Below are 272 nucleotides of genomic sequence, written 5' to 3'. Positions count from 1 at the left end.
CGAGTTTGAACAAATTATTTCAACTCAAATATATTCTGTTAATGATTTTTCCAGCCTTCGTCAGGTCAGGAAACTGTGATAAATCACAGAGGTTAATAACAATGCCGCGCATTATACGCTGCTTTATCACTAAGCTCTATAAGCTATCAAACCGTTTGCTTATTACGTATCCGAAGGAATGTTTGGTGGAGACTAGGAGAGTCGAACTCCTGACCTCCTGCGTGCAAAGCAGGCGCTCTACCAACTAAGCTAAGTCCCCAGCTTATCAATAA

1 tRNA gene is annotated in these 272 nt (G+C 41.2%); it reads right to left on the bottom strand.

The annotated features are described in order from the left end of the window. Positions 1–183: 183 nt before the first annotated feature. Positions 184–259: transfer RNA gene (locus tag NI470_RS15715), tRNA-Ala, on the bottom strand. Positions 260–272 lie beyond the last annotated feature (13 nt).

This window comes from Acinetobacter lwoffii, assembly GCF_024129115.1.
GTDB classification, from domain to species: domain Bacteria; phylum Pseudomonadota; class Gammaproteobacteria; order Pseudomonadales; family Moraxellaceae; genus Acinetobacter; species Acinetobacter lwoffii_T.
The sequence above is the reverse complement of the archived record's forward strand: the minus strand, read 5'-3'. Positions and strand labels throughout refer to the sequence as shown.